At 41.7% G+C, this 24010-nt stretch carries 17 protein-coding genes; 8 read left to right on the top strand and 9 right to left on the bottom strand.

Going from position 1 to position 24010, the window contains the following annotated elements; translation table 11 throughout:
- Positions 1 to 29: 29 nt before the first annotated feature.
- Together NSTC731_RS25490 and NSTC731_RS25485 are read left to right on the top strand one after the other, a co-directional pair.
- A complete protein-coding gene (locus NSTC731_RS25490) occupies positions 30 to 155 on the top strand; it encodes a hypothetical protein (protein WP_335002856.1) in 126 nt (41 codons plus the stop codon).
- Between the two features lie 123 nt (positions 156 to 278).
- Positions 279 to 1661, top strand: coding sequence for a PrsW family glutamic-type intramembrane protease (locus NSTC731_RS25485; RefSeq protein ID WP_445627371.1), 1383 nt, complete (start codon positions 279 to 281; stop codon positions 1659 to 1661).
- A gap of 312 nt (positions 1662 to 1973) precedes the next feature.
- On the opposite strand, the gene NSTC731_RS25480 is transcribed toward NSTC731_RS25485, so the two are convergent.
- The 4 genes from NSTC731_RS25480 to NSTC731_RS25465 all read right to left on the bottom strand — a co-directional run bounded on the left by NSTC731_RS25480 (position 1974) and on the right by NSTC731_RS25465 (position 7839).
- Positions 1974 to 2621, bottom strand: coding sequence for a hypothetical protein (locus NSTC731_RS25480; RefSeq protein WP_445627370.1), 648 nt, complete (start codon positions 2619 to 2621; stop codon positions 1974 to 1976).
- 147 nt (positions 2622 to 2768) lie between these two features.
- Positions 2769 to 4343, bottom strand: coding sequence for a CHAT domain-containing protein (locus NSTC731_RS25475; RefSeq protein ID WP_445627369.1), 1575 nt, complete (start codon positions 4341 to 4343; stop codon positions 2769 to 2771).
- Between the two features lie 330 nt (positions 4344 to 4673).
- Positions 4674 to 6935, bottom strand: a complete 2262-nt coding sequence (locus NSTC731_RS25470; protein WP_445627368.1) for a protein phosphatase 2C domain-containing protein — start codon at positions 6933 to 6935, stop codon at positions 4674 to 4676.
- Between the two features lie 544 nt (positions 6936 to 7479).
- A complete protein-coding gene (locus tag NSTC731_RS25465; RefSeq protein ID WP_445627367.1) occupies positions 7480 to 7839 on the bottom strand; it encodes an NAD(P)H-quinone oxidoreductase subunit M in 360 nt (119 codons plus the stop codon).
- 866 nt (positions 7840 to 8705) lie between these two features.
- On the opposite strand from NSTC731_RS25465, the gene NSTC731_RS25460 reads away from it, so the two are divergent.
- The gene (locus NSTC731_RS25460; protein WP_094350942.1) at positions 8706 to 8990 is read left to right on the top strand and encodes an Npun_R1517 family heterocyst differentiation transcriptional regulator; all 285 of its coding nucleotides are present in this window, start codon (positions 8706 to 8708) and stop codon (positions 8988 to 8990) included.
- Between the two features lie 776 nt (positions 8991 to 9766).
- Here NSTC731_RS25460 and NSTC731_RS25455 read toward each other — a convergent pair.
- From NSTC731_RS25455 to ctpB, 4 genes are all read right to left on the bottom strand, one after another.
- Positions 9767 to 10462, bottom strand: a complete 696-nt coding sequence (locus NSTC731_RS25455; RefSeq protein ID WP_445627366.1) for a response regulator transcription factor — start codon at positions 10460 to 10462, stop codon at positions 9767 to 9769.
- A gap of 700 nt (positions 10463 to 11162) precedes the next feature.
- Entirely contained in the window at positions 11163 to 13148 is a 1986-nt protein-coding gene (locus NSTC731_RS25450; protein WP_445627365.1) for an EAL domain-containing protein, read from the bottom strand.
- 573 nt (positions 13149 to 13721) lie between these two features.
- Complete coding sequence (locus NSTC731_RS25445; protein WP_445627364.1) at positions 13722 to 14711, bottom strand: glycosyltransferase; 990 nt, start codon at positions 14709 to 14711, stop codon at positions 13722 to 13724.
- A 148-nt stretch (positions 14712 to 14859) separates the two neighbouring features.
- A complete protein-coding gene (gene ctpB, locus NSTC731_RS25440; RefSeq protein WP_445627363.1) occupies positions 14860 to 16200 on the bottom strand; it encodes a carboxyl-terminal processing protease CtpB in 1341 nt (446 codons plus the stop codon).
- A gap of 312 nt (positions 16201 to 16512) precedes the next feature.
- On the opposite strand from ctpB, the gene NSTC731_RS25435 reads away from it, so the two are divergent.
- Complete coding sequence (locus tag NSTC731_RS25435; RefSeq protein ID WP_445627362.1) at positions 16513 to 17211, top strand: YdcF family protein; 699 nt, start codon at positions 16513 to 16515, stop codon at positions 17209 to 17211.
- 462 nt (positions 17212 to 17673) lie between these two features.
- On the opposite strand, the gene NSTC731_RS25430 is transcribed toward NSTC731_RS25435, so the two are convergent.
- Positions 17674 to 18876: a 3-dehydroquinate synthase gene (locus NSTC731_RS25430; protein ID WP_445627361.1), complete on the bottom strand. Its 1203-nt coding sequence runs from the start codon at positions 18874 to 18876 to the stop codon at positions 17674 to 17676.
- 478 nt (positions 18877 to 19354) lie between these two features.
- Between NSTC731_RS25430 and NSTC731_RS25425 the strand changes: the two genes are divergently transcribed.
- From NSTC731_RS25425 to eboE, 4 genes are all read left to right on the top strand, one after another.
- The gene (locus NSTC731_RS25425) at positions 19355 to 20236 is read left to right on the top strand and encodes an EboA family metabolite traffic protein (RefSeq protein ID WP_445627360.1); all 882 of its coding nucleotides are present in this window, start codon (positions 19355 to 19357) and stop codon (positions 20234 to 20236) included.
- Positions 20237 to 20381: 145 nt separating this feature from the next.
- Positions 20382 to 21263 (top strand): TatD family hydrolase, encoded by an 882-nt coding sequence (locus tag NSTC731_RS25420; RefSeq protein ID WP_445627359.1) that lies wholly within the window; start codon positions 20382 to 20384, stop codon positions 21261 to 21263.
- 87 nt (positions 21264 to 21350) lie between these two features.
- On the top strand, positions 21351 to 22283 hold the full coding sequence (gene eboC, locus NSTC731_RS25415) for a UbiA-like protein EboC (RefSeq protein WP_445627358.1): 933 nt from the start codon (positions 21351 to 21353) through the stop codon (positions 22281 to 22283).
- A 270-nt stretch (positions 22284 to 22553) separates the two neighbouring features.
- Positions 22554 to 23780, top strand: a complete 1227-nt coding sequence (eboE, locus tag NSTC731_RS25410) for a metabolite traffic protein EboE (protein ID WP_445627357.1) — start codon at positions 22554 to 22556, stop codon at positions 23778 to 23780.
- Positions 23781 to 24010 lie beyond the last annotated feature (230 nt).

Below are 24010 nucleotides of genomic sequence, written 5' to 3'. Positions count from 1 at the left end.
AATTGCAGTGGGTTTAATTTGCAGCTACGATGTCAAAAGTACAGCATCGAGACAATCTGATTGAGCCGCCGAACAAGCCAGTTTTAGGGCAAACTCTCAGCAGATGGAATACTTCTTTACATGAGGTGAAACAATTTGAAATCTTGCACCAATAATTTTAAATTTCTTAGCAAGAAGTGAAGCTATAGTGGATTTAGCAATGCTGCTGCTAATGTGGCTAAGGTTAGTCCTGCTGCCAAATTATGTGAAGAATTAGTTTAGAAACGCACTTCTTATCGATGACAGGCAAAAACGCAAGACATAATGCATTTCTGCGGCTAGTGTCTGGTAATGGGGCAGCTTTGGGAGCAGAATCTCGCTACTCGCTGCCCCCCAGTAAAGAGATGGTAATTGGACGCGACCCCAGCTGCCAAGTTGTCTTGGATGCCATGATGTACCGAATGGTATCTCGTCGTCATGCAGTGGTTCGTCCCCTCTCTCTATCCCCAGATAGCAAATTTAGCTGGGTGCTTTGTGACTTGAATAGTGCTAATGGCACTTATTTGAATGGACAACGCTTATATGAATGTCAGGAATTGCACCCAGGCGATCGCATTTCTCTAGGTGCTGATGGGCCGCAATACATTTTTGAATACGAGTATACCTCACTGACTCCGGCGACGACAGTGAACCAAGTTACACCACTGCCTTCGGCGACGGACTACCACAACCACACACAATTAAAGCAGCCAGATTCTGTTAGCTTCACCCAGCTTTTTCCAATTATTTCCACTGGTAAAGATTTAACTACTAAAGCTTACCTCGTACCGGGAATACTGACCGTAATTTTTGTGGTACTGATGTTCGCTACAGTCGGTCGCCCACAAGCTAATCAAGTGATTGTCGCAAGTTATATCGCCTTCGCTGCCTACTATTTTGTTTACCAACTTTGCGGCAAACAAAAGCCTTGGTGGGTGCTAATGGCTACGTCATTGGGTACAATCCTGATTTTGCTCAGTCCCCTGTTGGATCTATTTATTTTTGTATTTCGCGGCATTTTACCTGGAAGCTTGCCCACACCCCAAGAATCTATCACCTTCACAGAGTTACTGGTGCGGATGTTTTTTGGCGCTGGGTTGATGGAGGAATTACTCAAGGCATTACCTGTACTAGGGGCTTTTGCCATCGGTAGAATGTTGTCTTCACCTTGGCGAGAACGTATCGGCATTTGGGAACCTCTAGATGGTATCCTCTTGGGTACGGCTTCTGCTGTTGGTTTTACTCTCTTGGAAACCCTCGGTCAGTATGTGCCTGATATCACTCAAAATGTCACGCAACAGGTGGGTATAGGGGCTGCCGGTCAACTGGCAGGTTTACAACTGCTAATTCCGCGAATTTTAGGCTCTGTAGCCGGACACATGGCTTATAGTGGCTATTTGGGTTATTTTATCGGGTTGGCTGTCCTCAAACCTAGTAGAAGTTGGCAAATTCTATCTATTGGTTATCTGAGTGCTTCGGCGCTCCACGCTCTCTGGAATGCTACAGGGTCAATCAATGCCTTACTATTGGTAGTTGTTGGAGTGTTATCTTACGCCTTTTTGATGGCGGCAATTCTCAAGGCACGGGCGCTGTCACCAACGCGATCGCAAAATTTTGCTACCCGTTTTCTTGGCCCAAAGTAGGGGGAGCAGGGAGCAGGGGGCAGGGGGAGATGGGGAAGATGGAGGAGAACAACCAATGCTTGAGTATCTACCTCTTGGGATAGATGGCCTCATTTGAAAATCAGCGTACTGTTAATTTATTCTGGGGTAAATATACCTATAAAAATAAAAATCATTAAACTTCTTGCAAAAAGTCTTGATTTTCGACTCGATATCCTTGCGTAAGGGAAACCAACATCTTTGCAAAAGACACCTCTGAATCGAGTGAACGCAAAGCGCGGGTTACACGAACACAATGCAGAATGAAAACTTTTCCTACTCCCTATTCCCCATTCATAGTTCTGGCTGAGACTTGTTAAGTTCAGTAAAAGCATAAGAAGCGATCGCTAAACTAACTTTTGCTTTATCTACTTCTGATAAAGCGGTCCACTCGCTATTTTGAAGACTACCGAGTGCAGATGCCACATTTTGCGATTCCCTACTTCGCATAGCGTAAGCAAAAGGACGAGCCAAAACGATCAGATCCTCTGTTCCCCAAGCTGGTAGTACTGTCTGAACGCACTCAACCAGTTGCTCGCTGATTAATTGGCGAGCAGCAAATATCTCAGCAGCTTTGGTGGCGATGGTGTTGAGCAATATTTGGGGTACACAGGCAGAAAAATTTGTACGTAATGTTTCTTGAAGGTTAAACACTACTGTCTGTTGTAGGTTATTATTGCGTTCAGGTGTCGGAGTAATGCTAGACCAAAGTGTATCTAGATGTCCGTAAAAATCTTGCGATCGCCTCATTAGTTCAACACCCTGCAAATCTTCCATTCCGAACTGTTGTTCTAGTTCTTGAAAATAAGCTTCTGATTCTTCATCACATGGATTCCAGGGATAGTTAGCATCCTCTGGTTCTAGTAACGCTTCTAATAACTCTAAATCTACTTGAGATGGCAAAGATGAGAAAGTGTCTGAGCCGTTAATTTTGTGAGCCATATTTTCTTCCCTCATGATTATTTGGTGGTATTGACAGCTACAAGTTCTAAGAAGAGATTTCCGCAAAAACTGTTGATTTTTTCTCCAAAAAAAACAGATTTTAAAAGTTAATGCTAAAGGCTCAAATTCATTTATGCAATAGCTTTGCTAGGAGTCTTCAATCACAAACTCCCAGGTTTCACCTCTAGCACTTCCAAACTTTAACTGCATCCCCGATTTCAAAGGGACTTCCTCTCGGAGGATTTGTTGCCAGCCATTAGGGCCTAAAAACCAGGTTGTCCCGTAGGTGGAAAAATCTTGCAAGTAATAAGTTCGCATTAGTGTAGCATCTGTAAGAGTGTTGCGGCAGAAGATTTCGGCGTGGCGTTTGGATACAGATGGTTCGGGAATGACAATATCATTATCTTTCGTGCGGCCGATGCGGGTAACTCCATAACGCAGTAACCAGGTTTTACCTTTTGGAGTCAGCGATCGTAAACTGGCAATCGGAAGCGAGGAACCGACATCAGGAATGGCTGTATCTGGAAGTTCGGTAATACCTTCATCCAGATTCTTAATGAGTTCGCCATTAAAATCTGGATGCAGGTAGAGAACAGGCAAAGTCCAAGCAGGTTGATTAAATTTATACAGTGTTAACAACTCTTGCCTAGCCTGTGCTACGGCTTCATCAATTGGCTTGTGCGATCGCAAAGCTTCGGTAAAGGCCTGAATAAAACTGTGGCTTTCATGGTCAGCGATTTCATCGCGCATCCCCAAAACCGCAGGTACACCATGACGAATCAATACTTCTGCTAAACTGCTGGCAGGGATAGCTTGACGATCGATCGCAGCTGGTTGTGCGCCCCAACAGGCGTTGAAAACTGCTAGTTTTACACCTGTACGGGTCAATACTTGCGCCAATTCTATGCCATTGAGGGGCATATCTGGTCGCAAAAACAGTAACCCTCCGTCTGGGTCTGGTAAACCATGTCCAGCGTAAAAGAAAACATTGTATTCTTTGGTTTCTAATTCATCAATCAACTGTTGTGGAGTTGGTTGAATGAGTTGATTCACTACACAAGGTGCATATCTTTGGGAATTACCAGGCGTATCTGCAAGAGCTTGCTGTAAGATAGCGGCTTCTTGTTCTAGTTGCAGCTTGTCATCATGGCCTAAAACCAGCAGAATACTCAAAGCTTGGTCAGTTCGCAAATACGGCAAAGCGTCAACTTCTGTGGTGGTGCGACTAAATAGCAAATCTTGGGAGAGAGACATCGCCGATTGACCAGGTTCACGCTGCATAATTTCCCAAGGGAAAGCGATCAGATCCGGGTCGCGAATTTCTAGTCGAAAGCGCAAACGTGTATGCTGACCCATAGCAATACCGCGGCTGCGTTCTAGACTACCAAGAATTTGCCCGTCGAATACCCAGCGCCATAAATTCATTCCCAAGTATTGCATCAGACGACTGCTGTAGGGACCAGTAGGTTGACCTGAAGGAGGTGAAATCCAATCTATGGGGAATGGATTGCTCTTTTGAGATGTTGAGTTAGGGGAAATATCTAGGCGGCCATGACCAGCAAACATCTGCTGCCATTCTTGCCAGACTTGGGTAAGTTCAACAGGCCATACACAGTCACGTAAAACGTAGCCACTGGGATACGGAGCCTTGACCACCCAAATGGCGAAGTTGTCAGTGCCAGTATTTACGAGACGGGCGATCGCCAAATTCAGGGATGGCATGGATTCATTAAACTAAAAGCTAAAAAAAATAATTTCAAGAGAAGAAAACAGATACGCCAGAATTCAGAATTCAGAATAAATGAGTAGGGGATTTAAACCCGACATTAATTGTGTTGCACCAAATTAGAGAGATGGTAAGGGTTTTGAACTCGGTTATTCATCCATCAGTAGTACATAATTCATTCTGAATTCTGACGACTGACGCCTTTATTCTGTTTTGATAACAATTCTCCAAGGTGAAAATTTTCTATTTTTTTGACCTTGTAAGTTTTTTACTGTGATTGTTACCTGTTATTATTCCAGGTTTTTACCAGTTTATCGAGTATTTGATTAAGTTGGACTGGTGTCAGGTGGTTCGGTAACTGGCGGTTGCGTCACAGTTCTACATGGATTTGGTGCATCTGATTGTAAAACAACACCAAAACGGTTGACTTGGGAGGAGTTTAGCAATACTGTTGCTGGCAAAGGTTTTGAATTTGGGGGAACTGAGGTAGTTACAGCTGGGTTATTAGGATTAGCTGGAGTTTGGGTACTTTTATTGGCACAGACTCGCATAGACACCAAAAAACTGCCAGAAGCAGGATTTGGATTTGATTTTTTCTCAATAACTTCTAAAAAAGTCCCACGGGGGAGTGATTGGTTGTTTCCCAAGGATATGTCATTATTGGTTTTAATTACCCAACCAGGAGAAAGATTAGCTAGCGATCGCGGCGGTGCGGGTGTCGTTTCAATGCTAGGATTTTGAGTTTGTAAGGGATTGGAAAAAATTGGAGAGGTTCCTCGCAGTTGCTTGACGAACAATCCTAAAAAACCTGCTGCTACCACAAATATTAATGGAACTATCCACTGTAGGGGAAATTGACGAGTTTTAGCCTGTTCAGTGTCTGGGATCACCTGAGTTTTGTGGTTTGGGCTGCCTAAAAGTGTCGCATCTGTCGCCCTGGATGCTAAATCAACAGTTTTGGCAGAATAGCTCTGGGGAATCACTGCTTGGATGGTGATTTCTGGTTCCCAATATTGGACTTGATAGTGAACTAAAGCGACGGTAACATTATCGTGTCCATTTTTAGTATTAGCAATTTCGACTAATCGATCGGCAACAGTTGCTATATTTGCTTCCCCAGCTAAAATCGGCAAAATTTCTGTTTCCCAGTACTCCTCTACCCGATCGAAGTCACTCAAACCATCGGATGTGAGCAGAAAAACAGCATCTTCATCGAGCATAAATCTTCCCGATGTGGGATGCAATGAAGTGCTAGAACCCATCCCCAAAGCTTGAACCAGAGATCCAGCCGCACTCTGTTGTACTGCCTCGCGGTAAATGGCATAACCTAGTCGGACTTCACGGGAGGCGACATCATCATCAAGGGTAACTTGATAACAGCCGTGGCGTGTAATCCAGTAAGCACGACTATCGCCGACGTGGGTAATATACATTTCATGAGCAACAGGCAATGCCATGACTAAAGTTGTGCCCATACGTTGACGCCCTTGGCGATTTTCACCGTCATTGCGCTGACTGATTTTGTCATTGGCCATTGCCACTGCCTTATCTAGGTCATTCAGCAGTAGTGAAGGGTCTATGTGGTCGTAGGGAACCTTTGTTAGTTGTTGTACCTGCTGCTGGATAGTTTCAATGGCTAAATTTGAGGCGACATTGCCGCCCTCGTGTCCGCCGATCCCATCACAGACAATTGCTAAGGCTGTTGGCTGGGGTGGTTTGCTCACTAGAGTTCCACTGGGAGGGCTACAGGCATCTTCGTTACGTTGACGACTTGGCCCGGTGTCGGTTTTGGTGATAATTTGGATCGTGGGTGTTTGCGATCGCCCTAACCCAGCCAGTCCCCGATCTAAAACTCCGATTAATTGATCGGTTGAATTAATCTCTCCCTGAATTAAAGCAAGGCTAACGCGATCGACAAATTCCGCGATCGCTGGTTTGGCTGTGCTAACCAACTGCTGCCAAAATTCACCTAATTGCGGCAATTCTGGTGATATAGCGCCATCAAAACGCAATTCCAACAACCGGACTAACGATCCTTCTACCCGTAATACATAAGAGTCAAGTAAGCTAGAAGCGACACCTTCACTTACTAAAGGTTGCCACAGATGAGCTATTTGCCACAACCAATTTAGTTGGCGCATTGATGTTGCATTACGCCAAGCGGTGGTTAACTCGCTGCCTAAATGCACTTGTTGGATAGTATCATCTACTAATAGTGGCGGTTTTTCTAAGAGTAATATTTCTCGGTGGGAAGACCCGTCAGCAACAAAAAGCACTCCATATACCTGCGGTACGTGTAAACGGTAGGGAATCAGTCTCAGGTACGCTTTTAGAGGCTGCAAATTGTCTAACTCAGGCGTTAGCGCTAATAAACCAGGCTTCGTATCTAAAAGAACAAATTTATCAAGGATCAAATAGCGATCGGCTAATATTTCTCCAGGGCTACCCACACTTGGGCTATCTACCACAGCCCAGAGATAATTTTTGGGTAGGGGCGTAGAACATCGCTGGCAAAACTTGTGAGTCAGGGGGTTGGCAGCCTGACAATTTTCGTTTGGACAGTAGAGCGTTGCCGCGTCATTTTCCATAGTTTTCGCACCGATCAGCGATTGGCAGTTTCTTTAATAGCATTAGTAGGGACAATCTAGACCGCTCATCTTTCTTAAACTTGACATACCCAGACTTTAGATGATGATTTTAGCTGGCGGATATCAGCAGGTGCTAATACAAAACTTATCCAAAAAATACGCTCCTAACTCAACCCTACAGCCTAATCATAGCTTCTATTGCCCTGTGACTCTCCATCGCCAAAGCAACTAACTCCAACCCTGTCACCACAGCATAACCCAAGCATAACTGCACGATTTGCTTTTGCTAAATTACCCCATCATCAACAGGCAGATAATATTGGTATTTATTTAGTTTATAAGTAGGATAGCAAGAATTAACTTTAATTTAAGAATAAAGAATAGCAAATATTAATTTTGGCAAAAGTACCCGATCAATGCATTCAATAGTGCTGAGTGTTGAGTTTTGAGTTATTCTCCCCTCTACCCCACTCAGCACTCAAAACTCGGAACTCAGCACTCTTTTTACACAAGGGTTCAGGCAGCCTGCTACCAACTCATTGGCTTATTGCTTGTCGTCAATGGCAACTTGAGGGATTCCCATGCTGTAATTAGTAACACGGCCAGAAAGATTGTAGCTGATTTCGCCGAGTTGCAGAAGCGATCGCAGATAATGCTCTAAATCTGACCCTACACGGCGCAAGTTATAGTCTGTGAGGTCTGCGCCACTAGATGCTTCTACTAGTTCATCAAATTTTCGATAAATTTTTTGCAGTGCATCTTCATTCCAATTAAATTCGTTATCTGGGTCAACATCTAAGGTTAAGACTTGTTGACTAGGAACTAGATCGCCATCCCGGTCAATTTCACCTGCAAAAATGCGGATATGCCGGGTTGTGGACTTGAGCAGCATCGGGTTATCCATAAAAAGGTGTAAGATTTGCGTGAATTACACTGAAATTATTGTAGACGTTATATCCAAGCTTGAATGCTCTCAATTTAAAAGCTTTGAATGCTGTTTTCAAAGGGTACATTGAATGGTCATAAGTAAAAATATCACCTTTACTGATGAGTTTGCTACTACTGTTATGAGTTGAAGATATATTTAACTGCTAGTACTGACAGTAGTTGAATTATTTTTCTGTAAAAATTAATTGGTAGAGTATTTTCATTTAGTCTAGAAATCTGACTTACTGCTAAGATTTTTAGACTCAATCAATCCCAAATGGCGGTAAAACAGGGTACTCAGCAAGAATAATTCGATCTGTGTGCTTTTTTTATGGAGAACAAAAGTTTTGACATTAATAATTATGCCGAGCAATTTATCCTGAATTTTCTATTGCAAAAAACGTACATCAAGTAATTTCACGCAATAGCGCTACATCGACCGCTGGCTGTAATAAATTCCAAAATTTTCAGCGGTTTTACTTACGTATAAACACTAAAATTTGAGTAACAAGTCAAACTATTATTGACGTTCAGATAAAGTTGATGTAAAAACCTTTAAAAAGGTTGAACAACTTCTTACAGAAACTTTATTGTGTAGAATCTTAAAAACTGAATAATAGTTATGGTTTACCATAAGCTACATCTGGCACAGAAACCTTAAAATCTAGACACTGAAAATCTAGCTTGAAAATACACCACAGGAGAGTGAAATGGAATACAAAGGTGATTGATGAAGAAAAATTCTTAATTCAAGCACTTTGGATTCAAAAGAGATATAAAGAATTTTGCTGGACATCTATCTCCTTACCCTCATGACAACCAAGTAAAGGAATCTCAATAGTTATGAACTCCAAAGCATTACCACGCCAGATAAATAATCTTGAAGTAGGTGTTTATGAGTGTGAAATACATCTCAAATTTCGGTTGATTGAGGAAAAGAGTCTATTGAGCGATCGCGAACAACTCTTACAGGTGCTACTTGATGCTTTAACCGAAGGTTCTGATGACTTTCTAGAAACGCTACAAGCGTCCGTTAAAGCCCAAGAAGTATCTGAGTTTAAAGCCTCGCCTCAAATGCGCCGTCAGCTAATGCGCTTGCGTAATGTCGCGGAAAATTCTCCAACCTAAAGGTGTAATTTAAGTAGTGAAAAACGTGAATTGGGCATCAAATCAAATGTTGATCCCATACCCCCGTTGCCATAAAAACTAAGCAGTCAGTAGATTTCATCAAATATTTTGATTTCTACCTTGTAAAAGTCTTATTTAGCAACAGAAAGTCCCAGGAACAGTTTCCGCTATTAAAAACTTTGTAGCAAAGAATACTGGTAGAATCTGAAAGCAAATTCAGCCGGGTGCATTTTACCGAGTTTTTATCAAAACATTGCAGAATAATAAAACCCTGTGTCTTTACAGATGGGGAATTAGACAACAGGCGCAAATCAAATGAAAACCTAAAAGATAAAAGTAAAAATAATAACCTTTCTTTTAGCTTTTTGCTTAAGCTAAGTGCCTGATTTGCTAAAAGACTTATGTTTTATCTATTACTGGTAATAGGTCACGGTTTAGCAGCCAGTTACCTATTACCGATTACCCAGGAGTAGGAGAGAAATCAATTCAAAATTCAAAACTTGTACTGAGCTTGTCGAAGTATTCAAAATTCAAAATTAAACAACTTCTGCCTCCTGCCTCCTCTTTCCCAATGACCAATGACCAATACAACTCTTAGAGAGGCTGCGCCAACGACTATGCGGTAGTTGAATCTCGACTTCGCTCGATTACCGCGCAGTCGAAACTCAGTACAAGTGACCAATGACAAATACAACTCTTAGAGAGGCTGCGCCAACGACTTCGCGGTAGTTGAGCGCAGTCGAAACTCAGTACAAGTGACAAATGACCAATAATGCCTATTTAGCAAGACCGTGTTCTAGAGCAAAACGAACTAACTCTGTACGGCTATTGGTACCGGTTTTACTAAATAAACGGCTGACGTATTTTTCTACATTGCGGACGCTGGTTTCTAAGCGACGGGCGATTTCTTTGTTCATTAACCCTTCTGCGACCAAATTTAAAACACTTTGTTCTCTGGGAGTCAAATCAATTTTAAAAGGGGCTGGCGATTGGGAAATAGCATTTCTTTGAGTTAACAATGCTTTAATTTGGGAAATCTGATTGGCTAGTTCTGCAAGATCGGGGGTTTCAGCGTCATCTCCCGAACTCGCAGCCTTAGCGGCGCGACGGGCTAGCAAATTTTCGACTATAGCCACTAACTCGTCTGGATCGAAGGGTTTGGGTAGATAGGCATCAACACCAGCGTGATAGCCTTGAATGCGATCGCCTGTCATACCTTTAGCAGTTAAAAATACTACTGGGAGTGCTTGGAAACGCGGGTCTTCCCGTAATTGCTTCAGGAACTGATAGCCATCCACTTGAGGCATCATCACATCAGAAATCACTAAATCAGGTGTATTCAGCTGCATCCATTCCCAAGCTTCAACGGCGTTACTGGCGACTTGAACGCTGAAACCGCTCTCTTGCAAATAGTCTTTCACGGCTTCCCGTATCCCTGGTTCATCATCCACCAGTAACAATTGTGCTGACATTTAAAATTCCCTTGAGTTTTCCTTTTTCCAATTTAGCGAAAGTTGGTAGGCATTGAGCAACTTGAATTCACCTCTACCGCCTCAAAAGCTTTTAAAGTTCACATCTGTGCCTCCATCAACTCTGTTGCTGCATTAACGATTGTGCCTTCATCGGGACGGGGTGGCCGCAAAGTTTTTCAACATTTCCCTATAGCAAGATCCCAACAGTTGATGGTTTCATGTTGGCTACCACTAAGGAAACGTGAGTTCGATGAACTTCTCCCACAGGTCTAGGACTTACGCACTGTACAAAAGAAGCATCTTGTGTATTAACGTAAATAGGTCGTTTTAGGCTTTTGAAGGGCGCTTTTGATTGCTGGCGTAGGCGCAGCCCGCCGCAGGCATCGCCAAAATATGATTGAAAAACCTAGCCAGAAGCCTTGAAAACGATACCTGTTATTTTCGCTTTTCTGTCAATGCGTAAGTCCTAAGGCCAAGGGAGGAGCAACGAGAAATTAGGGTTTTGGCTTTCCTCTGGGTGTCCAAGAGGGGTTGGGGGAAAGGTCAAAAAAGGGCTTGTCGAACTCACGTTAAGGAAAGTTGGCTCGTCTTGAATCAAACTAAGAGACCATATAGTAAGGCAGTCTTCAGTAGCTATGATTCATGATTGCTATGAGAATAAAAACAGCGTTCTTATCAATTACGAATTTGTTAATAACCCTTACCATTGAGGATTTTCCATAATTAATGCTTCTGCTGCCGAGCTATTTAACGGAACTGAGAAAAAATGTCCCTGGGCATATTGACAGTTTAACTTTCTTAGAAGTAATAGTTGCTCTTTTGTCTCTACACCTTCGGCAAGCACATCCACACCTAGCTTGTGTGCCAAAGTGACAATTATCTCAATAATTTCTAAATTCTTACTACTAGTGCCCATTAGGCTGATGAAAGAACGGTCAATTTTCAACACACTAATCGGAAAGTTATAAAGACCACCTAATGAAGAGTAGCCTGTACCAAAGTCATCAATTGATAACTCAATGCCCATCTCTCGAAGTTGTAAAATTGCGGTAGTTACTCGATCGCCATTTTCCACAATTGCCTTTTCAGTAATCTCTAGGATTAGAGCGCCAGCATCAAGGCCAGTTGAGTGCAAAATTTGTCCAATCTGCTCTATCAAATCCGGCTGAGAAAATTGCTTGACGGAGAGATTAACACTAATTTTCTCTAGTAATTTAGAATGATGACATACCCGCCAAACTTGCATCTGGCGGCAAGCTTCATGCAAAGCCCATTTGCCAATGGAGAAAATTAGTCCAGTTTCCTCTGCTAGGGAAATAAAATCTGCTGGATTCAGTAGACCACGCTCTGGGTGCTGCCAGCGCAATAGAGCCTCAAAACCTAAAATAGAGCCACTAGCGAGCGAAACAATCGGTTGATAATAAACCCGAAATTCTTCGCGTTCAATTGCTCGCCGCAAATCAGTCTCTAACTGCAATCTCGCTAGAGCATCAGCATACATATCTGAGTTGAATAGCTCATAACGCGCTCTGCCTATCATCTTGGCTCGATACATTGCTGTATCTGCATCCCTCAACAGTTCTTCTGGGTGTTGATAGTCTACTGTCGAACTCAACGCGATGCCAATACTTGCCGTAATGAAGACTTCTTGTCCGTCAAGTTCAAAGGGTAATGCCAGTTCCTTCTGAATCCGTTCAGCTACTTTGATGGCGTCTGACACATCCTGGATTCCCTCAAGCAGGATTGTAAATTCGTCTCCTCCAAGCCGTGCCGCTGTATCTATGGAGCGTACACATATTTGTAGTCTACTTGCAATAGCAAGCAGCAATTGGTCTCCATTTAGGTGTCCAAGGCTGTCATTGATCACCTTAAACCGATCTAGGTCGATAAATAGCACAGCATATAGATAATCAGAATGCCGTTTTGAATAATTTATCGCATGTTTTAGGCGGTTCATAAATGCAACGCGGTTTGCCAGACCCGTCAGTGTATCGTGAAAAGCAAGGTGCAGTAGTTGTGACTCGACTCTTTTACGTTCTGTAATTTCATTTAGCAATTTCTGATTTGCTTTTACCAGTTCCGCTGTCCGTTCCGCCACCCGTATTTCTAACTCACTGTAAGCTCGGTACAACATTTCTTCAGCTTGTTGGCGTTCACTAATGTTGCACAATAGCCAACGCCAGCCAAGGTGCTTCTTCTCAAGGTCGTATACTACAGACGCTTTCACATTAGCAGGGAAAGGCTTTCCTTTCCGTGGCTCTAGGTGAATTTCCCAGTTCCGTATCTCTTGCAAATTGTTTATTTGAGAGTTAAAGGACTGGCGGTCTTGTTGAGCAATAAAAAGAATTAATGGTTTACCTACTAAATATTTTTGTTGCACACCGAGCAAAGCTGCTGCTACATGGTTAGCCTCTTGGATTATCCCGTTGGTATCAGTTACCAAGTAACCATCTGGAGCAAACTCGAACAAGTCTTGGTAACGCTGGCGCTCTTTCTCTACTGCTGCTCGTGTTACCTTTAACTCTTCGGAAGCTGTCAATAATTCTTCCATTGCGGTGTTAAGTTCCTCGAAAGCCTCTGTTATCATCTCCTGTTGTGAATTCAGCTTAGTTCCATAGTATTTTAATAGTTCCTGTATCTGTGAGCACAATTTATCTATCTGTCGATCGAATCCATCCACTTTCATGTTGCTCAACTCACAAAACTATAAAGCGTAACTGTGAATGAAGAAAGCAGTGGAAGCAAACCTCATGCTTTTTTCAAGACTTCAGACGCTATTGAGCAGGCAAGGAGAGAAGGTTACTTGAAAGAGCGGACACTCTATAAATATTAAAGAAGTTGGTTTTTTGATTTACTAATTTATCTTTCAATAATCACAAAGCAATCAAATTGGTGTAGCTTCAATCAAATTTTAGCCCTATTTAGTGCCAACCAAAGTGCTGAGTGGCAACAAGCCCTACCTACTGAAATTTTTATTTTATTAAATATAAAGTACTAAAGTTCAAAGATTAATAACAGCATATTTGCTTTACCTACTTTTGAAAATACTTCTTAAGATACATTCGCTTTTGTGAGCTAAAGAAAGTATAAGGTTCTCACTCAATGCTTCTAGATTGACAAGAACGTTTTTGCTTAGGTGTTACTGAATTTAGGTATGAAAATGATTTTGCGTAATTTCAAAACCTTTGTAGAGACTAGCAATTGCAACGTTTCTATACCAAGATTTACACATCTAAATCAGCAACGCCCTTTTTCTTCATTACAGTCGAGCAATTATCTTGGCATTCTCTGGTAGCTTGGCGTCTCTTTGCCCAGCAGTACGCGCCCTAGCTGTGAATAAACCAATGGGGGTAGTTAATAAATCTACAAGAGTGGCTTGACTAGCGATGGCTGGGGCGGGCTTCGCCAAAGCTTTTTTAATATCTCTTGGTACTTCCTTCAATAACCAACGTGCCAAGCGATAGCCGTATTCTCTGGGTGTCATCTCTCGCATTAAATCTACACCGTACAGTTCGTGCAGATAGCGATTTGAACGTCCATAACGCCGCCATTGACTTTGCAGTTCTTGAAGTGTAGCGCGATGGCGGTGTTGAACGATCGCATTTGGGGCAAATTCCAAACGCCCGATGTTTTCCTCCAAAATCCGCCAACAAATATCAGCATCACCACCAGTAGTTAGATAGGGACGAAATAAACCCACTTTTTCAAAGGCAATGCGTCGAATCGCCAAATTAGCTGTTTGACCATAAGGACGAAAGGAATGGTTGAGAGTATGCTTTTGCGATAAAGTTTCTTGACGGTCTGCGTGTTGTTCTAGCAAAGTTGTGCCTGGTAGTGCCAAAATTTCACCAGCAACAATTACTACTTCTGGGTTGACAAAAGGCTGAATTAGTGAGTTTAACCATTGCGGTTGTGGGCGACAATCTGCATCGGTAAAAACCATAATTTCAGCCGTAGCGGCGCGAATCCCAGTATTACGAGCAGCGTAAGAGCTTTGAATTTGGGTTTCGCTCAACGGGTGAATGGTAATTGGGCAATTTTCGGCAGATGTTTTTAGGATGGTAAGAGTGCGATCGCTACTGTTGTTGTCCACCAACAAGTATTCTACCCGGTTTTTTGGGTAAGTTTGAGACAACAGACAATTGATTAACTCTGGTAAATCTGCCTCACCGTTATAAATAGGAACAACCACCGACACCATTGGTAAAAAGCTAATGGCGGTGGTTGCATCAACTGGCTGATGATTCATAAATCTAAGATTTTGGAGATCGGATTAATAGCTAGTATTCCCAAACCAAAATCCTGGAACGGCATATCAAGCAGTTTTCATAACTCCAAAAATCTGGATTTGGGAATACTACTATATAAACACCTGGCAACAAATCATTCGCATCAATTTAAAATTTCAAGTTATCGGCGCGGCTCATAGGTCGAGTCGGTTGATTTGCTGGCGGTTGGGCAAAGTTGTTATTTGATAGAATTGCGATCGCGCGAGCATATTGGGGATCGCTCTTAGTTCCGATTAAATTGGGATTAGAAGCCAATTGACGCTCTTGTGCCTCTGTCAAGTCTAGCTTGATATCTGGTGTAATTCCTTTATGGTTAATATCCGTTCCTGCTGGGGTGTAGTAATGAGCAATGGTGACAGCCAAGCCGGAACCATCTGCGAGTTCATGAACTGACTGAACTAAGGCTTTGCCAAAGGTTTGACCCCCCACGACTACCGCCCGTTTATTATCCTTGAGTGCCCCTGTAAGGATTTCACTAGCACTAGCTGAATTGCCATCCACTAAGACTGCCAAAGGACGATTTGTTAGAGCAGTGCGATTGGCTTTAGTTTCTTCGCTGCTGCCTACACGGTCTATTGTCTTGACAATTCCGCCGTTGTCATACCACATCCGAGCAATTTCAATGCTTGCCTGCAACAAACCGCCAGGATTTCCCCGCAAATCCAAGACATAAGAATCAACTTTCTTAGTGTTCAAATCGCGGATGGCTCGTTGCATTTGGTCTGCGGCGTGGGCGCTAAATTCCCGCAAACGGATATAGCCAACGCGGCGATTCCCTTCTTGCTTGAGGGTATAGCGTACCGTTGGGACTTCAATACTTGCCCTTGTCAGCTTCAAATCAAAGGCATTTTGGCCTGTGCGTCCCAATCGTAGCTTAATCGGAGTACCCGCTTTGCCACGGATAAGCTTAGAAGCATCATCCACCGTCATTTTGAGAGTGGATTTGCCATCAATTGCCAAAATTTGATCGCCTGCTTTGATTCCAGCTTTCAGCGCCGGAGAATTTTCTATGGCTTCGACAACGGTGAGCTGCTGAGTTTTTTCGTTCACTTCCATCCGAATGCCGATACCAGAGACTTCCCCAGATGTTTGGCTAGTTAGAGCTTCAAATTGTTGGGGGTCCATGAACCGAGTGTAAGGATCTCCCAATTTTTGTAAAGCTTCGCGGATGGCAGTGTATGCTTCTTCCTTAGAAGAGTAATCTTTGCTCAACAGGCTTTGCCTGGTTGCTTGCCAATCTTGTTGATTAAATTTGCCATCAACATATTCATGATTTACCAGTTGCCAAACTTGGTCAACTATCACTTTTGGGCTGTCTTGTAGGGCTAGAGCAGCACGGACACCACGAGTCCAAGCAGGACCGAACACGGATATGGTAGCAGTTGTGGCGATCGCTCCACCAATCAAGGCTACTTGGAGCGGTGAGTAACTTTTCGCAGATTGGTTCATGTATACTTAGCTGGAATAATTGTGTTGTTGACAGTTTAGCAATCAGGCTTTCCAGAAATTTTTAAGTTTTTATACCCCAGAATCAACTATGGTTCTTCATCATTTTTATCCTCAAATGATGCCCAAAATGCCGCATTAGTTATTAACAATCATTTCTCAGTTTGTTAGTCTACTCCGGAAGGCTATACTGAGCGTGTGACACTTTTATTAGCGTCATCTTTGCATTCTAGAATACTTTTATAAGATAGCACTTTGCTCACTGAATTGCAGTACTGTTATACAGCAATAAAAGCAGTTTTTCTTACTTAAGTCATGAAACGCAAATTTACCAACAAATCATTAATTTCTATTAAAAAAAAATCTGCTAATCTGTGGCAATTGTTACAAAAACTCAGTGGTGGATTGTATGTTGTCCTGGGTGTTTGGCTGATTTTTACTACTATAACCTTAGTTTTTGCTTCTTCGCAGCCGATAGATGCCTTCTTTGTGCTAGGTGGCAGTATTCGTCGAGAAACTTATGTTGCCCAACTAGCAAAACAATACCCACAAACCCCAATTTTAATTTCTCATGGTTCCCCAGATCCCTGTATACGGTTAATTTTTGAGGCGGAATTAGCAGAGTTACAAAACGTTTGGTTAGAAAACTGTGCGAATTCTACCTTTGAAAATTTTTATTATGGTATTCCAATTTTGCGCCGTTGGGGAGTGCATAAAGTCATGTTGATTACCTCGCCAAGTCATTTACCCAGAGCTAAATGGATGGCACAGGTTCTTTTTGGCGCTCATGGTATTTGGTTAGAGCCAGAAATTGTTCAAGAATTGGGTGTTCCTGGTAATCGGGAATCCTGGACTAAAACTGGATTAGATGTAACGCGCAGCCTATTTTGGGCGATTTTAAGTCAAATTATTCAACCGCAATGCTCAAATGTGACAAAACTTACTGATGTAGATATGCAAGCTTGGGAGCATCGAGGTTTTCATTGCGAACACCAAGGAGGGTTGAGGAGATAAGGGAGAGGATTTATCAGAGGACTATAATGCGACTCAGTTTTTGGTAGCATGATAACCGTGTCATCATGCTAATTATGATTCGTATCATTTAAGGATCGAGGAACCGAAGATATTTTTGATGGCAATAGACCTCTTGGCATTTGTGCTTTTTGCACTCTTGGGGGAAAAGGTTGCTTGTGAATCAAAAGCGAGGTATTACACCTAGTACGGCAATAAGGTTATCAAAATTTTTCGGAAATAGCTCAGAGTTTTGGTTAAACGTCCAACAAACTTGGAAACTTTACCACGTTCTTAAGGAAGAAGAAGAGGAACTAAAAAGTATTTTGCAATTTGGAACCACGAAGTAGCGATCGGTATATTTGCATAAAATAATCGCAATTGGGCAAAGGTGAAGAAAATCTTACTCTCCACCTCCGGGCTTGTTGTTAAACATCGCTTCTGCTAATTGCATCTAATAGATAATCAATGCAAAAGTTCCCAATCTTGCAGCATCAAAATAGCATCTCTATACAAAGATAAATCCGCCTGGTTAACTTCTATTCCCTCTCCGATTCCTTGGAGAAGGGTAATTGTCAATTTTCCTCCCAAATGTTCGCGGAATTCCGTAAGTCCCCTAAATAGACAATGCGGATGATCTAGTCGATCTAACTGCTCTGTCAATGCCGATACGTACAAAGTAAAGCCTAATTTTTTGAGTGTAGTTAAAACCCTTTGCCACTCTGATTGCAAAAGTTGCCCTGTTAAATATGAATAGGTTGTATCTAAAGCGATGCCGATCGCAACAGCTTCACCATGACGTAGGCTGTAATTAGTTAAATGCTCTAATTTGTGAGCAGCCCAGTGTCCAAAGTCTAAAGGACGCGATGAACCCATTTCAAAGGGATCGCCACTACCAGCAATATGTTCTAGATGCAACTGAGAACAACGATAGATCAGTCTTTCCATTATGTCCATGTCTCGATTAGCCAATTTCTCGGCATTAGTCATAATGAAATCGAAGAAATCTGCATCTTTAATCAGCGCTACTTTTACCGCTTCTGCAATACCCGATCGCCAATCTCGATCGTCGAGGCTAGTAAGAAAATCAAAGTCATTCAAGACAGCATAAGGTGGCATGAATGTACCCAAAAAGTTTTTCTTACCGAAGGCGTTGATTCCGTTCTTTACTCCTACACCCGAATCATTTTGCCCTAATACTGTTGTCGGTACTCGTAGTAGCCGAATTCCTCGGTGAGCTGTTGTTGCTGCGTATCCTGCCATGTCTAGGACGGCTCCACCTCCAATTGCTAAAACGTAGGAGTGACGGCACAATCCAGCTGCATCGATCTGCTGATGAATTTGCTCTATAAATCTAGAATCGTTTTTAACTGCTTCTCCACCGGGAACTACTATCGGCTCTTTGCTTAGTGTTAATACATCTTGGTAATATTGGGCATAGGCTGATAATTTTTTTAATAGCCCATCTTGATACTGTAAAAAGCCTCCATCTACCACTGCTAGCACTTGTTTTGGGGTTGTCTCTCCATCTGCGGCGATCGCTTGTGCAAGTAAAGGATTATCTAATTCAAATAAACCTCTAGTGAAGTGAACATCATAATTGAAGGTAACACGGACACATTGGTTAATTGGTTGTAGACTAAGAGCGCTTTTTTGTTGAATAGCCATTTGAATATTATTACTTTTTAGGTAACTTTAAATAGATAGAATATTGCAATTCAATTAAAATTAACAATAATATCAACAGGATAACTCGATCGCGTCATCACGATTTACATGAAATACTAAATAAATTTATTTATTAAATTAGTCATACTTTGCAAGTATTTCATTTAGTAGATAAATTTTAAAATAACATGAATTTAAATTTATATTAATATTTCTATTTTATATCTGAGGTTAGTAATGCGGATCGTTATTACATAAAATTCTAATTTTTTTCCGTAAGATAATTTGAGAATTTATCTAATCAAAATGGTATCTTTACAGTATCTTCTTTAAAGTCAGGAGATTTTTATAGATTCAGTGAAGTTACGATCCCAGTTAAGATATTATCTAACTGCTTCAAACCCAAAAAATCGAGTTTAGTGCTATATTTTATACTTGGTTGTCACAAAGAAGTTGGACAACTTATCCTAAATTTCTCATGAGTAAAGTAAACAAATTACTGCATCACTGGCTGTTAAAGTCTGTTTCAGAGAAAGCTTTTACTTGGTTGGAACAGAAGCAAGCACAGATTGCTAGCGGCGCTGCTGAGAGAGTGTTTTTTACGGCTTTTAGTGCTGTGCCGCGTTATCTAGGTAAACAGGATTTGCAGCTAACATTCCAGGACTTGGAAGCAGCAGAGGATCTGATTCCCGGCTGGTATCCTGGTAATTGGAGTGTAGATCGAGCGGGTCGCACACTTTTGCTTTTAGCTTTGCCCCACGATGATGCTGAAGTCTATGTGCGATCGCTCGATCGAGTCTTCTCCACTGCCGATATGGGGGAGTTAGTTGCCCTTTATCAAAGTTTGCCACTTTTACCACACCCAGAGTTACATCGCCATCGTACTGCTGAGGGAATTCGCAGCAATATGAGTAATGTATTTCAAGCTATAGCACTACGTAACCCTTATCCAGCAAATTACTTAGATAATGCTGCTTGGAATCAGATGGTGCTAAAGGCTGTGTTTGTCGGCAGTCCGTTGCATCTAATTTGGGGTCTAGATCGGCGTGCTAACCCAGAATTGGCGAGGATGTTGGCAGACTATGCCCATGAACGTTGGGCAGCTAAACGCTCAGTTACGCCAGAACTTTGGCGACCTGTAGGACGGTTTGCCGATAGCGCCATCATCACAGATTTGGAAAAAGTACTAGCTAATGGGGATATACACGAACAAGAAGCAGCAGCCTTAGCTTGTGCTGAGTCTCCTTTACCCCAAGCGCAAGCATTACTTGCTCATTACCCAGATTTACAGTCATCCATTCAACAAGGTAATCTGACTTGGAGCAGTTTTAGCCGCGATGCCTGCGGCGAGCCACGCTAACGCTTGTCAGTTTACAAATGAAGAAGGGAATAGGTTACAGGTTATAGGGTACAGGTTATTCTCTATTACCTGTCACCTCTCCCCTAATCCCAATACCCTATGCCCAATTATTAAAACCATGATGTTCATCGATCCTCACATTCACATGTGTTCGCGTACTACTTACGATTATTTAGTAATGCGGGAATATGGAATTGTCGCCGTTATTGAACCAGCCTTTTGGTTAGGACAACCGCGAACGAATGCTGGCTCATTTAAAGACTACTTCAGTAGTCTTGTGGGTTGGGAACGGTTTCGTGCTAGTCAGTTTGGCATCCAACACTACTGCACAATCGGCCTAAATCCGAAAGAAGCTAACAATGAAGCGCTAGCAGCTGAAGTTATGGAACTGCTACCACTTTATGCCTGTAAAGAAGGAGTTGTTGCCATTGGTGAAATTGGCTATGACGACATGACAGAAGCAGAGGATAAGTACTTTTGTCAACAGTTAGAATTAGCCAAAGAACTCGATACATTGGTACTAATTCATACTCCTCACCGTAATAAGAAGGCGGGTGCTAGTCGGAGTATGGATCGCTGTATTGAATATGGGTTAGATCCTTCACAAGTAGTTATCGATCACAACAACGAAGAAACTGTTGAAGAAGTATTAGGACGAGGTTTTTGGGCAGCTTTCACGATTTACCCACAGACGAAGATGGGTAACGCCCGAATGGTAGAAGTTGTCCGTAAATATGGATGCGATCGCATCATTGTAGATAGTAGTGCTGATTGGGGTATTAGCGATCCTTTGGCAGTCCCAAAAACGGCTCAGTTGATGTTAGAGAGGGGCATTCCTGAAGAACATGTGCGAGCAGTTTGTTATGAAAATGCCCTAGCTGCTTACAGCCAAACTGGGCAGATGAAAGCTTCAGATTGGCTCAATACTCAATCTATCGATCAACGCCAAATGTTCAGTGGTAATTCTGTGCTACGGGGACAGGAACCAGGAATAAAATCAGTTTCAGATTTTGTGTTGATTGAATAGAAAATTAGCAGTGAGGAGTGTATAAATATCTGGTTAATCTGTAATATGCGGTTTATTTTGAGAAATACTAGACACGGAGGCAGATAAGTGAATGTTGCAAGCTTAAATTTTCAAAGCTGGCGGGGTTATCTGGAATTGATGCGTCCTGCTAATATTGTTACTGCTTGGGCGGATATTCTTCTAGGTTTTGCTGCTTCTGGCTCTGGGATTATTTTTACTAAATTAATTAATGGCGAAGCAACTTTTGCCATACTAATTCCATTAGCTTGGTTGTTATTGGCGACAACTGGTTTATACGGTGGTGGGATAGTTTTTAATGATGTTTTCGATGCAGAATTAGATGCCAAAGAGCGACCAAATAGAGCAATTCCCAGTGGTCGGGTATCTCGTCAAAATGCTACTTTATTGGGGAGTATACTGTTTGCGATTGGGATTGTAGCTGCATTTCAAGTATCGTTGTTGAGTGGTGCGATCGCTATTTTTATCACTCTTTCATGCCTCCTCTATAACTCATTTGCCAAACATCATCCTTTTTTCGGCCCTTTAAATATGGGTTTGTGTCGTGGTAGTAACTTATTATTAGGTGTAAGTGCTGTACCAGAAATAATCGGAGAACGTTGGTATTTAGCACTGATTCCTGTTCTTTATATTGCTGCTATTACCGCAATTAGTCAGGGTGAAGTTCACGGAGGTAAGAAGATTACGGGAGTACTCGCACTACTGCTAATTGCAATAGTTTTGACAGCAGTTTTAGCTTTAGGATTATTAGAAGAGTATAGAGCGATCGCAGCCCTACCACTCGCTATTTTCTTAGCTATCAGAATCTTGCCTAACTTTATCAAAGCAGCGCGCGAACCGATAGCTGAAAATATTAGAAATGCTGTAAGAATAGGCGTTTTGTCTCTAATAGTTTTAGATGCAACCGTTGCATCTGGTTTTGCTGGTTTGTATTACGGTTTATTAGTTCTAATTTTGCTACCATTTTCGATGAAGTTAGCAAAAGTATTTGCTGTTACTTAACTTGAATGTATACACCCAGTAATACCATAAATTGGCTATAGGGGCGCACATCTATGCGCCCCTAATTATGAATATGTAGCAAGTAGTTTGCGAAATAGTTTAAGCCAAAGATAAGTTAATGCGCCTCTATATTGCATCCAATATTTTCAGTATAGACCGTCATTAGTCATTTGTGTTTCTAAGGACAAAGGACAACCCTCACTAGTTAATGTGCAATTTTATTTGCGTAACAGCTTAACAGATTACATATACAAAGAATAGAGGTAGAAAATGAAAATTACAAACAACAATAATTTTCACTTAACTTATTGCAGTAATATTCATCCTGGTGAAAGTTGGCTAGAGGTTTTTGCCAATTTAAAGAAGTATATTCCCGAACTCAAATCACGTTTATCGCCTACAGAACCTTTTGGTATTGGCTTGAGGTTAGCAGATGTTGCTGCAAAAGAACTTTTAGAAAGTAATAACTTAGCTCAATTTCAAGCTTGGCTGACTCAAGAAGATTTATATGTTTTCACCTTAAACGGATTCCCTTATGGCGGATTTCATCGACAGGTAGTAAAAGACCACGTTTATGCACCAGATTGGTCTACACAAGAACGGGCTGATTATACATTAAACTTGGCACACATTTTAGCTAGTCTATTACCCCAAGGACTTGATGGCGGAATTTCTACACTACCATTATCCTATAAACCTTGGTGGATAAAAGACCAAGCAACTTTTGAGACAGTTATAAAAAAGAGTTGTTTGAATATAGCATCAGTTGTTATAGAAATGATTCGCATCTATGAAGAAACGGGCAAGATCCTTCATATTGATTTAGAACCTGAGCCTGATGGTTTAATTGAAAATACTTCAGAAGTAATTGATTTTTATCAAAATTGGTTATTGCCAATAGGTGGTAGTTATTTATCAGATAAGTTAAATATTGAGCAGGATTTAGCAGAGACTAAATTGCTAGAACACATTCGGATTTGCTATGATACCTGCCATTTTTCAGTTGAATATGAGCAGCCACAATCTGTATTTACGCGTTTGCAATCAGCAGGAATTAAGATTGGTAAAATTCAAATTAGCGCTGCAATTAAAGTAAAAATACCTGCTGAGATTGAGAAGCGGAGTTTGATAGTTGAACGCTTACGTCCTTTTGCAGAATCTACCTATCTTCATCAGGTAATAGAACGTCGCAGCGATGGTACACTCCATCATTATCCTGATTTAATAACTGCATTACCAAATTTAGAGCAATCTCTAGCTGAAGAATGGCGCACTCACTTTCATGTGCCAATTTTTATTCATGATTATCAAATTTTGCGATCTACACAAGATGACATTGCTACTGTTTTACAGCTACTTAAAACAAACAACGCTTGCTCCCATTTAGAAATTGAAACTTACACTTGGGATGTATTGCCGTCAGAAATGAAGATAGATTTGCTAACTTCTATTCAGCGTGAGTATGAGTGGGTATTAAAATTAATTCGTAATTCGTAATTCGTAATACTTCGGCTCCCAACTCTTGGAGAGGCTGCGCCCGAAGCGTAGCTATGCCGCAGGCTTTACGACTTCGCTACCTCGACTCCGCTCGGCACAAGTCAGGGCAAGACGCTCAGTACAAGTTCGTAATTCGTAAATTAGGATTTTAACTGGGTTTTTTGATTGAAATCTGTAGAGATGCACTATAGCGCATCTCTAGTTATTTTTTAAAGTTCTTATAAGAGAGG

The sequence above is a fragment of the Nostoc sp. DSM 114167 genome (assembly GCF_052692655.1).
The sequence above is the reverse complement of the archived record's forward strand: the minus strand, read 5'-3'. Positions and strand labels throughout refer to the sequence as shown.

Excerpts from the sequence above, each read along its gene's own strand:
- NSTC731_RS25490 (WP_335002856.1), top strand. The coding sequence starts at position 30 with ATGTCAAAAGTACAGCATCGAGACAATCTGATTGAGCCGCCGAACAAG.
- NSTC731_RS25485 (WP_445627371.1), top strand. The coding sequence starts at position 279 with ATGACAGGCAAAAACGCAAGACATAATGCATTTCTGCGGCTAGTGTCT.
- NSTC731_RS25480 (WP_445627370.1), bottom strand. The coding sequence starts at position 2,621 with ATGGCTCACAAAATTAACGGCTCAGACACTTTCTCATCTTTGCCATCT.
- NSTC731_RS25475 (WP_445627369.1), bottom strand. The coding sequence starts at position 4,343 with ATGCCATCCCTGAATTTGGCGATCGCCCGTCTCGTAAATACTGGCACT.
- NSTC731_RS25470 (WP_445627368.1), bottom strand. The coding sequence starts at position 6,935 with ATGGAAAATGACGCGGCAACGCTCTACTGTCCAAACGAAAATTGTCAG.
- NSTC731_RS25465 (WP_445627367.1), bottom strand. The coding sequence starts at position 7,839 with ATGGATAACCCGATGCTGCTCAAGTCCACAACCCGGCATATCCGCATT.
- NSTC731_RS25460 (WP_094350942.1), top strand. The coding sequence starts at position 8,706 with ATGAACTCCAAAGCATTACCACGCCAGATAAATAATCTTGAAGTAGGT.
- NSTC731_RS25455 (WP_445627366.1), bottom strand. The coding sequence starts at position 10,462 with ATGTCAGCACAATTGTTACTGGTGGATGATGAACCAGGGATACGGGAA.
- NSTC731_RS25450 (WP_445627365.1), bottom strand. The coding sequence starts at position 13,148 with ATGAAAGTGGATGGATTCGATCGACAGATAGATAAATTGTGCTCACAG.
- NSTC731_RS25445 (WP_445627364.1), bottom strand. The coding sequence starts at position 14,711 with ATGAATCATCAGCCAGTTGATGCAACCACCGCCATTAGCTTTTTACCA.
- ctpB (WP_445627363.1), bottom strand. The coding sequence starts at position 16,200 with ATGAACCAATCTGCGAAAAGTTACTCACCGCTCCAAGTAGCCTTGATT.
- NSTC731_RS25435 (WP_445627362.1), top strand. The coding sequence starts at position 16,513 with ATGAAACGCAAATTTACCAACAAATCATTAATTTCTATTAAAAAAAAA.
- NSTC731_RS25430 (WP_445627361.1), bottom strand. The coding sequence starts at position 18,876 with ATGGCTATTCAACAAAAAAGCGCTCTTAGTCTACAACCAATTAACCAA.
- NSTC731_RS25425 (WP_445627360.1), top strand. The coding sequence starts at position 19,355 with ATGAGTAAAGTAAACAAATTACTGCATCACTGGCTGTTAAAGTCTGTT.
- NSTC731_RS25420 (WP_445627359.1), top strand. The coding sequence starts at position 20,382 with ATGTGTTCGCGTACTACTTACGATTATTTAGTAATGCGGGAATATGGA.
- eboE (WP_445627357.1), top strand. The coding sequence starts at position 22,554 with ATGAAAATTACAAACAACAATAATTTTCACTTAACTTATTGCAGTAAT.